This window comes from Pseudomonas sp. CFII68 (assembly GCF_000416195.1).
Taxonomy (GTDB): domain Bacteria; phylum Pseudomonadota; class Gammaproteobacteria; order Pseudomonadales; family Pseudomonadaceae; genus Aquipseudomonas; species Aquipseudomonas kilonensis.
The window spans coordinates 24,159-34,341 of record NZ_ATLN01000118.1; the positions used below are offsets into that span (position 1 = coordinate 24,159).

Annotated in this window: 8 protein-coding genes and 2 pseudogenes; all 10 read right to left on the reverse strand. The window is 63.1% G+C overall.

Features of this window, described 5'->3' with window-relative positions; translation table 11 throughout:
• Nucleotides 1–261: 261 nt before the first annotated feature.
• A complete protein-coding gene (locus CFII68_RS05345) occupies nt 262–1,272 on the reverse strand; it encodes an iron ABC transporter permease (protein ID WP_018611897.1) in 1,011 nt (336 codons plus the stop codon).
• Entirely contained in the window at nt 1,269–2,216 is a 948-nt protein-coding gene (locus CFII68_RS05340; RefSeq protein ID WP_018611899.1) for an ABC transporter substrate-binding protein, read from the reverse strand. Before CFII68_RS05340 ends, CFII68_RS05345 begins: the two co-directional genes overlap by 4 nt.
• Nucleotides 2,213–3,001: an ABC transporter ATP-binding protein gene (locus CFII68_RS05335; RefSeq protein WP_018611901.1), complete on the reverse strand. Its 789-nt coding sequence runs from the start codon at nt 2,999–3,001 to the stop codon at nt 2,213–2,215. The genes CFII68_RS05340 and CFII68_RS05335 overlap by 4 nt, the downstream gene beginning before the upstream one ends.
• Nucleotides 3,002–3,232: 231 nt before the next feature.
• Entirely contained in the window at nt 3,233–4,612 is a 1,380-nt protein-coding gene (locus tag CFII68_RS05330) for a PepSY domain-containing protein (RefSeq protein WP_018611903.1), read from the reverse strand.
• A gap of 163 nt (nt 4,613–4,775) precedes the next feature.
• Nucleotides 4,776–6,902 (reverse strand): TonB-dependent copper receptor, encoded by a 2,127-nt coding sequence (locus CFII68_RS05325; RefSeq protein WP_018611905.1) that lies wholly within the window; start codon nt 6,900–6,902, stop codon nt 4,776–4,778.
• An 83-nt stretch (nt 6,903–6,985) separates the two neighbouring features.
• Nucleotides 6,986–7,375: a DUF2946 domain-containing protein gene (locus CFII68_RS05320; RefSeq protein ID WP_018611907.1), complete on the reverse strand. Its 390-nt coding sequence runs from the start codon at nt 7,373–7,375 to the stop codon at nt 6,986–6,988.
• 57 nt (nt 7,376–7,432) lie between these two features.
• A complete protein-coding gene (locus CFII68_RS05315; protein WP_018611909.1) occupies nt 7,433–7,912 on the reverse strand; it encodes a copper chaperone PCu(A)C in 480 nt (159 codons plus the stop codon).
• Nucleotides 7,913–7,959: 47 nt separating this feature from the next.
• On the reverse strand, nt 7,960–8,358 hold the full coding sequence (locus CFII68_RS05310) for a DUF2946 domain-containing protein (RefSeq protein ID WP_018611911.1): 399 nt from the start codon (nt 8,356–8,358) through the stop codon (nt 7,960–7,962).
• A gap of 293 nt (nt 8,359–8,651) precedes the next feature.
• Nucleotides 8,652–8,804: pseudogene (locus tag CFII68_RS27770) on the reverse strand (addiction module antidote protein); the annotation flags it as partial.
• Between the two features lie 646 nt (nt 8,805–9,450).
• Nucleotides 9,451–9,778: pseudogene (locus tag CFII68_RS0126190) on the reverse strand (DUF6124 family protein).
• Nucleotides 9,779–10,183: the final 405 nt, after the last annotated feature.

The window sequence follows — 10,183 nt, forward strand, 5'->3', positions numbered from 1 at the left end:
GGGTGTGCCCGGTCGGGGGAAGGCGTTGAAATGCGGGGTTGGCGTGGGACGTGTTCGAGCGGTTGCACCATGAGTGAACGCATTGTGGGGGCTGGTGCGAAGAGGTGCGCCACATTGGGGCGAGAGAGTTGCGATGCCCCTGTGGGAGCGCGCTTGCTCGCGATAGCGGTGTGTCAGTCACCTCTGATTTGACTGATCCATCGCTATCGCGAGCAAGCTCGCTCCCACAGGTGATTTTTGTGATTCAGGAAAAGACGCCGTTCAGCGGCGGCGCATCAGGCCAATGAAAAACAGTCCGCCGATAGCGGCTGTCGCGACACCAATCGGCAAGTCTTCCGGCGCGATCAACGTCCGCGCCGCCACGTCCACCCACACCAGGAACAGGCTGCCAAGCAGCACACAAGCCGGCAGCAACCGACGATGCTCGGCGCCCACCAGGCGCCGGGCAATGTGCGGCACCATCAGCCCGACAAAGCCAATCGAGCCGCTGATGGACACCAGCACGCCGGTCATCAGCGAGGCGATCAAGAAGATCCACCACCGCACCTTCGCCGCGTTCAGGCCCAGGGTCACGGCGGTCTGTTCGCCGGCCATCAGCGCGTTCAGCGGCCGGGCCATGCCCAGCAGCAACACCAGTCCCAGCACCACACTGGCCGCCGGCACCGCCAGCAGTTCCCAGCGGGCCAGGCCCAGGCCGCCGAGCATCCAGAACATCACCGCCGAACTGGCGCGATGGTCACCGAGGAACAACAACAGGTTGGCCGCCGCCATCATCACGAAGGACACCGCCACGCCGCACAACAACAGGCGATCACTTTCCAGGCGACCCTGGCGGGCAGCAATGGTCAGCACCAGCAGCATGCTCAGCAGCGCACCGATGAACGCCGCCAGCGGCAGGGTCAGCAGGCCGAAAATCTCGCCGACATGCAGCACCACGATCACCGCTCCCAGAGTCGCGCCAGAAGTGACGCCCAGCAGGTGCGGGTCCGCCAGCGGGTTGCGCGTGACGGCTTGCAGCACCGCACCGATCAACGCCAGCCCGGCGCCGACCAAGGCCCCGAGCAACAACCGCGGGACGCGGATCAGCCAGACGATATGCTCCTGGCCGGGCGTCCAATGTACGTCACCCACTCCGAAGGCTTTGTTCAGCAGGATGTCCCAGACCACGGCCACCGGCACCCGCGCCGGCCCGAAACCCAGGGACACCACGCACGACACCAGCAGCAGTGCGCCGAGGAACATCAACAGGGCGCCGTAGCGACGACCGTTCATTGGCCGTGGAAACCCCGCGCCAGGGTTTGTACCGCCAGCACGTTGTCGATGCCCGGCGTGGCCTGCACGTAGGGGATCACGATGAAGCGCCGTTGCCGGATCGCCTCCACCGATTGCAGGGCCGGGTTGTCCAGCAGGAATTGCTGTTTCTGCTCGGCGCTGACTTCGCCGTAGTCGACGATCACGATGACCTGCGGGTTGCGCTCGACCACGTTCTCCCAGTTCACCCGGGTCCAACTGGTTTCCACGTCATCGAGGATGTTGCGCCCACCGGCTGCATCGATCAGGGCCTGGGGCATGCCCAGGCGCCCGGAGGTCATGGCGCGGTCTTCGCCGCTGTCGTACAGGAACACACGCGGTTGCTGGGCGGGCAGGTGCTTGCGCACTTCGGCCACCTGGGCCTGCATCGTGGCGATCAGCGCGTTGGCGCGATCCTGCACGTCGAAGATCTTGCCGAGGTTGCGCAGGTCGTTGTAGGTGTCCTCCAGCGAGGCCGCTGGACGCTTCATCACGAACGCGCAGGACTCGGTCAATTCATAGACATTGATGCCCAGCGGTTGCAGGGTCTGTGGGGTCAGGTCGCCGCCCACGCGCATGCCGTAGTCCCAGCCGGCGAAGAAGAAATCGACGTTGGCATTGAGCAGGGTTTCCACCGAAGGGTACTTGGCGGCCAGTTCCGGCAGGCCATCGAGGATCCTGGTCATCTCGGGCGTCACCGATTTCCAGCCGCTGATGCCGCTGTAGCCGACCATGCGCGGCTTGAGGCCCAGGGCGAGCATCATCTGGGTCATGTTGATGTCATGGCTGACCGCGTGCCGAGGTGCCTCGTTGAACACCACCTGGCGATTGCAGCTCTGGATCGTCAAGGGGTAGTGGGTGGCTTCGGCCAGGGCGTGGGCGCTGCCTAGCAGCAAGGGCAGCAACAGCAGGGAACGCAAAGTCATGGTTGGGTTATCCAGGTGATTCGTGGGTAGCCGGACAGCGGGTGTTCATCCACCAGGGCTTCGATGCCGAACACCGCGCGCAACAGCTCGACGGTGAGGACATCCTTGGGCGTGCCGCTGGCGACGATGCGCCCGTGTTCGATCACGTACAGGCGGTCGCAGAAGGCGGCGGCCAGGTTCAGGTCGTGGAGGCTGGCGAGGGTGCCGATGCCCAGGCCCTTGATCAGTTGCAGCAATTGCAATTGATAGTGGGGGTCGAGGTGATTGGTCGGTTCGTCGAGGATCAACAACTGCGGTTGCTGGGCCAGGGCCCGGGCAAGGATCACCCGTTGCTTCTCACCGCCCGAGAGGGTGGCGAATGCATGCTCGCCAAAGCCTGCAAGCCCGGCCGATTCCAGTGCCTGGAGCACGAGTCGACGGTCGTCGTGATTGTCGCCGTCGAACAGACCTTTGTGGGGCGTGCGGCCCATGGCGACCACTTCCTCGACCGTCAGGCCGAAGGCGTCGGGAAACTCTTGCAGGACCACGGCGATGCGTTGGGCGCACCAGCGCGAGGACTGCTTCCAGACGTTGTGATGATCGAGTTTCACCTCGCCATGTTCCGGCCGGCTGAAGCGATAGGCGCAGCGCAACAGGCTGGTCTTGCCGCTGCCGTTGGGCCCGATCAACCCGACAAACTCCCCGGCCGCCACCTGCAACGTCACGTCACGCAGCTGGAACTGGTGATGACAGTGGCCATGGCCCAGGGGCGCCCAGGCGAGGTGGGAGAGGGTTAGGGAGGTCATGCAGCTACTCGGCATTTGGTGTGAAACACAGTCTCATTGTGGGAGCGGGCTGTGTGGGAGCAAGGCTTGCCCGCGATGAAAACGACGCGGTCTCTTGAGGACCGCAGCGCCTGGATCGCGAGCAAGCCTTGCTCCCACACAGCCCGCTCCCACAGTTTGAACTGTGTTCGTGGTTTGAAAGGCGGGCGCGATTGTAGAGGTTTCGCGCCGCCTTCCGTTAACGCACTGTCTTCAGTTTGAAGATGAGGCAATCTCAGGCTGGCGATTGAGCCGGGTAACGAGGCGATCCAGCAACCACACCACCACCAGCGACGCCCCCACCAACGGAAACACCACCGCCAGGGCCAGCATGATGAACACCCCGGTCTTCCAGGTCGGCAGGTCGTGACGCAGCGGCGGTACGCCGAACTTGCCTTCTGGCCGGCGCTTCCACCAGATCACCAGGCCACTCACGGCGCTGAGCAGGATCATCAGGCAAATCAGCAGCACGATGATCTGGTTCAGCGGGCCGAACATCTTGCCTTCGTGCAGCATCACCCCGGTTTCGGTGGCGCGGGCCACGACGCCGTAGTGCTCCCAGCGCACATCGGCCAGGACCTTGCCGGAGTACTGGTCCACGTGCAGGGTGGCGTCGTTACGCGGGTCGTCGGCAAACACGGCGACGGTGAACACGCCGCTGGCCGTGGTCGGCAGGGTGATGCTGTAGCCGGGCGTGACCTGGCGTTCAGTGGCGATGTCCTGCACCGCTTGCAGGCTGACAGTCGGGGCGGCGGGGCCTTCGTGCATGCCGCCGTGGCCCATGTGCTCGGCATGGTCGCCGGACATCGGCATCGGCGTGTTTTCCACCGCCCACGGCACGGTCTGGCGATGGGCGTTGTTGAGGCTGCCGGCCTCGACGTCGGACTTGGGCACGTCATTCCACATCGCCGCCGGGAAGCGGTTCCAGAGGTTGGCGTATTGCTTGCCCCAGAAGCCGGTCCAGGTCATGCCGCTGAGCAGCATCACCAGCAGCAATGCTGCGCCCCAGAAACCGACGACCACGTGCAGGTCACGCCAGAACAGCCGACCGCGTGCGCTCCAGCGCGGCCACAGCACGCCGGCTGACGATTGCCCGCGCGGCCACCACAGGTACAACCCGGAGACCACCAGCACCACGCCCCAGCCGGCGGCCATTTCCACCAGCCGGTCACCGACCGTGCCGATCAGCAACTCGCCGTGGATGGCCCGGGCCATGGCTTGCAGGTTGTTCTTCGCATCCTGCTCGCCGAGGACATCGCCGTGATACGGGTCGATGAACACGTTCAGTTCCCGGCCCTGGTCGATCACCACGAATTGCGCGCTGCGCTCGGCATTGACCGGTGGCAGGTACTGTTTGACCTGGCCTTGGGGGTAGGCCTGGCGGACCTGCTTGAGCAGGTCGTCCGCCGTCAGGGTGTGATGCCCGGCTGGCACGTTCAACAGGCTGCCGTACATCAGTGGATCGAGTTGCGGCTTGAACAGGTAAATGATCCCGGTCAGGGCCAGCATCACCATGAACGGCGCCACGAACAGCCCGGCATAAAAATGCCAGCGCCAGGCCAGGTTGTAGAAATTGGGTTTCGGTTGGCTCATCAGAAAGCGCTCCGCAGGGCAAATTGGGTTGTTATATTTTTCGGTTGCTGCGCAACCGATCGCGGGCAAGCCTTGCTCCCACAGTCTTTGTCATTGCTGTGGGCCCCGTTGTGTTCCCTCAGCAATGGAGTACCTGTGGGAGCAAGGCTTGCCCGCGATGCTTTTAGAAACTCATATCCACCTTGGTCCAGAGCGTGCGCCCCGGTTCGTTGATGGCCTGGGGATCGTTCGCCGGGTAGCCGAACCCGGCGTTGCCGGCCAGGTTCAAGTGCTCGGCGTAGGCTTTGCCGAACAGGTTGTCGACGCCGCTGCTGACCTTCCAGTGCTGGTTGATGCGGTAGGCGCCGTTGAGTGAGAACACGCCGAAGCCCGAACTCTTGCCGTAGTCCTTGCCGACCACATTGCCCTTGTTCTCGTCGACCCGGTGCTGCGCCGCCACCACACGCCACAGGGCGCCGGCGCTCCAGCGGTCTTCGCTGTAGGTCAGGCCCAGGCGCGCGTCCAGCGGCGGCATTTGCGCCAGGGCGCTGCCGTCGCTGCTGTTCTTGCCCCAGGCATAGGCCAGGGTGGCGTCGGCTTTCCAGCGCTCGCTCAGCTTGTAGGCCGCACCCAATTCAGCGCCCATGATCCGTGCATCGATGTTCTCGGCCCGGGAGGTGGTGCCCATCATCCCAGGGGTGTAATCGAACAGGATGTAGTCGCGCACCTGGCCGACATAACCCGACGCCCAGGCTTCGAGGGTTTCGGTCTTGTACTGCAGGCCGAAGTCGAGCTGGGTGGTTTTCTCCGGCTTGATCGCGTCGAAGGCATTCAGCGAGCCGCTGGGGCCGACGTTCGCCGAGAACAGCTCCCAGTAGTCCGGGAAGCGTTGCGCGTGACCCACGCCGGCATAGAGGGTGGTGGGGCTGTCGTCCAAGTCGTGTTCGTAGCGGACGAAACCGCTGGGCAGCGTGTCGGCACGGGTGTCATCGGCGGTGGGATTGGGTCGGGCCGACATGCCGGAACCGAGGCTCTGGCGGTAGTCCTTGGCCGAGGCACGGTCGAGCCGGGCGCCGGTGATCACTCGGTCGCGGTCGGCGGCGTACCAGGTCAGCTCGCCGAACACGCCGTAATTGTGGAAGTCGGCGTCCTTGGTGTACGGCAGGTCCTTGTAGGTGTCCACGCCCATGCTGCTGCGTTGGCGATGCTCGTTGGTCTGCGCGTCGAGGCCGCTGATCAGTTGCACATCAGCCCAGCGCCAGGTGGCCTTGATGCGGGCGCCGAGGGTGCGGCGGTCGACGTTGGAGGCCATGGGCCCAGCCATCATCCCGGTGCCGGACGGCGTGCGCAGGGTGTAGTTGTCCATCACGTGGTCGGCGTAGTTGTAGTAGACCTGGGCCTCGACCTTGTCCAGCACCTCGCCGATGTTCGAGCGCTCGAAACGCAGCCCGAGGCTTTCGCGCTTGAACTGCGAGCCGTCCATGCCGCGCCCGGCGTAGCGCGCTTCACCGTCACCCTTGCCGGCGGTCAATTCCAGCAGGGTATCGGCATCAGGGGTCCAGCCGAGGGTGACGTCGCCATTCCACTTGTCATAGCGCGACGGCACGCTGTCGTTGTTGCCGTCGCGGTAATCGTCCGAATGCGCGGTGTTGCCGATCACCCGTACATACCCCAGCGGCCCACCGGCGGCGGCATCCACCACTTTGTCGAAACGGCCGTTGGAGCCGGCCAGTACACTGGCGTTGACCCGGGTGCCGAGCTCGCCGAACTGTTCCGGCTCGCGCTCGAACAGCACGGTCCCGGCCGATGCGCCGGGGCCCCAGAGCACGGTTTGCGGGCCTTTGATGACGGTGAGCTTGTCGTAGGTTTCCGGCGATATGTAGGACGTCGGCGCGTCCATCCGGCCTGGGCAAGCACCCAACAGCATGCTGCCGTTGGTGAGGATGTTCAGCCGCGAGCCGAACATGCCGCGCAACACCGGGTCGCCATTGGTGCCGCCGTTGCGCACCAGGGCGAAGCCGGGGATGGTCTTGAGGTAGTCGCCGCCGTCACTGGCCGGCACCGGTTGGCGCGGGTCCTTGGGGTTGGTGACGATGGTCAGGGGCGAGCTGGGGGCGATGGCGGTGATGACCGTCGGGCTCAGTTCTTCGACCTGCTTGTCGTGATGCTCGTGCTCATCGGCAAGTACGAGTGGGGTGAGCAGCAGGCCGCACAGGGCGGCGATGGTTTGGCGTAAACGAACTCGTGGCTCGTTCAGGGGGCAGCGAACCTGGGCAGCGCCCAAAGCGATGTCAGCAGAAAACCTGGACATGATGATTCCATCGAACAAACGTAGACGACGCGGTCGGGCAGCCTGGGGCTGTCTTGTACGACCGGGTTGGGTAAGTGTCGGGCTTACGCGTCGAGGGGCGGTGCGCGGGTGCGGGCACCTGGGAAGAACGCTGGCCGGGCATGGCCCAGGCGTGGGGAAGGGCTGGTGTAGGTGTTGGTGTGGGGTGTGTCGAAGACCGCGAAGGTGTGACCGCCAGGCAGTGCGGGGCAATTGAACAGCAGGCTGCAATAGCCGCACTTTTCCCACAACGCATGGTGCTCGCTCTGGGGCGGGCAGTGTTCGGCTGCCGGCGCTTCGTGCGCAGACATGTCCATGCCCATCTCCATGTTCGTGTCCATGGACACAGGCATGGACATGCGCTGACCCATCGGCATCGACTGGGAAATCAGCGGACCGATAAAGATCATCAGCATGGCGAACAGGCTGATCCAACTGCCGCGTGTCAGGCTCATGGGCTGACGGCGGGGCATGGACTGCCTGGCGCGAAGAGGTTGCACGGGCGGCTACGACTACTGGGCGTGCATGTGCGTCTTGGTGCCGTCGGGTGCTTTTTTCTGCACCGCGACGTCGACCGTGACATCCCCGGCTTTTTCAAAATGCAGGGTCATGGCAAAGCGTTTGCCATCGCTGAGCAGGCTGCGGTCCTTCAGGTCCAGCAGCATCACGTGATACGCCATCGGCGCGAAGGTGACGGTCGCACCGGGGGCGATATCAACGACGGGCACCGGCTGCATTTTCATCAGGTCGTTTTGCATCACATGCTCGTGGAGCTCGGCCTTGCCGGCAATCGGCGAGTCGACGCTGAGCAGCTTGTCGGCGGTGGTGCCGCCGTTGTGAATCACGAAATACGCGGCCACGGTCGGTGCGTTGGGCGGCAACTCCTGGGACCACGGATGGGCGATCTCAAGCTCGCCCACCTTGTACTGGTGAGCTTGGGCGAAGCCGACGGGAAGCAATAGGGCAGCCAGCAGGATAAGTCTGTTCAACATGGCAATTCTCCGGAACGATTCAGGGGCGCAGTTTGATGCGGGAAGAATCAGGCCAGAGGCGAAGCGCGAGGGTTGAGGCTGGGCCATTGCTGGCGTGGTGTGGGACTGTCGAGCGTCGAATGGACGGCACCGCGATGGGCCAGCTGTGCATCCAGGTACAACTGCGGGACATGCCCGGCGAGCGCCACCAACGGCGCTGAACCTGAGCAGCACCAGCAATGTTGCATGGTCGAGTGATTGTCTTTCTGTGGCGTGCCCTGTTCGAACTTGCCCAGGGACACCGCGACCATTTTCGTGCCGCTGGAGGAACAGAAACTGCCCCACAGCAGTTGCTCGGCTGGCGAATTGGCGGTTGCACCGCCACTGTTGGAAAGCGGCATGGCAAGCATGTTGAACAGCACTGCGAAGCAGGCGATCCAGGCAAATGCAAGCCGTTGTCGGGACATGGGGCAATCCGCTCGGTTGGGCGATCAGGTGGCGGTATTTAGCCTGATCGGGGTTGAGAAGTAAAAAGGCCACGTGCGGTGTAGGGTCGCAGGGCTGGTGTTAACAGTAGCAACAGATCTTCAAGTGATTGCTTTTGTGGCGAGGGAGCTTGCTCCCGCTGGGGCGCGTAGGAGCTGTCGAGCGAAGCGAGGCTGCGATCTTTTCACAGGCGCTTGAGTCCCAAGTGGGAAGATCAAAAGATCGCAGGCTTCGCCAGCTCCTACAGAGCCCAGCGGGAGCAAGCTCCTCAGATGGCATTGAAGAGATTGCGAAGGATCATTCTCGCCATCTCCTGCTCTCCGTTCAAAAGCAGAGTGACGGCTTCATCCAGCAGGATTTTGGCGAATTCAGGATCACACCTGACGCGTTCGATGATCGTGTGCTTATAGCTTCGTGTGAGAGGCATAGCCTTACCTTTGAAAATCTAATGGCGTGAGCATTCATTGTGGCGAGGGGATTTATCCCCGTTGGGCTGCGTAGCAGCCCCAAGAGCAGTGAATGCAGTCCACCAGACAAACTGCGAGCTCAGGTTTTGGGACTGCTGCGCAGCCCAGCGGGGATAAATCCCCTCGCCACAGGGCGGCGGCTGTGCGCAGGTTAGTCGACCGGGGAGTCCAGCATTACCGGCGCGCCCGAAGGCGCCCTGCGCACAACCACCATCAAGTGCAGGGATGAAATACCTGACTGACGAAGCTTGTGAACCCGCTGAAAACCTCGGGCGACTAAACCCGATCACTGAAGGGCAGTGACGGGAATCAAGTTACCGAGGGCCTCCAAGGCGCACAAGCCGGCGGATTCTGGCGTAGTTGTAGGCAGCGACGCAAGGCAGCGTAGCCTCGCTCGGGAGTCCTACATGGCCCGATAAACAGAGCCAAAGCCGGACACACAATTTGTGGCTAGGAGATTGATCTGTGGGAGCAAGGCTTGCCCGCGATGCAGGCCCCTCGGTCCCCCTGAAACCGTGTCGCCTTCATCGCGGGCAAGCCTTGCTCCCACAGGGGATAAGTTTCCCTCTCCTTCATTTGTCACTTGGCTTGAAGGGAGGGGAGCGCTTATCGCGGCGCAGCGATGTCCAGGGCGCGGTTCGCCAGCAACTCACTCAGCTCGACCATCTGCTGGATCCCCAGGGCAAAACTTCGTCGCGCGCCTTCCAAATCAAAGGCCAGTTCGTTGGCCATGGCATTGACCGAGGCGAGGGTTTCGCTGAGGTTGGCCAGCAGGCATTCCAGGTCCGCGTTTTGCGCGACAGTGAACAACTGGCCCGGTGGTGGAGTGGGTTTTTCAGGCTTTGGAACGAGGTAAAAGGCGAGGGCGCGGTCGGCGGCTTCGTTGAGTTTTTTGGATTCGTCTTCGGGGGGGATTGGGGGTGATCTTGAACATGGTGTAACTCCTAGTATTCATTTTCAGGAGCCGACACCCTCGCTACCAAACGATTGGGTGGCGGCCGTACGCGGGTTGGTAGACCGGAGCACTAGGAACCCGGCGCGCCCGAAGGTCTCCCTGCGCACGGCCACCATGACACAGACGCGAGAGAGCATCTGTAGAAGGTGGCGCTTGCGCCTAGTTGACTCGCGGGCTACCAAACCCGATCGCTGAAATCAGCGACCCGGAAACAGTAAAAGCCACGAGCCAAGCGCACAAGCCGGCGGATTCTGGCGTAGCTGTAGGCAATGAAGCAAGGCAGCGTAACCTCGCTCGGGAGTCCTACATGGCCCGATAAACAGAGCCAAAGCCGGACACCGTTTATGAAGTGTGGGACTTATCTGTGGGAGCAAGGCTTGCCCG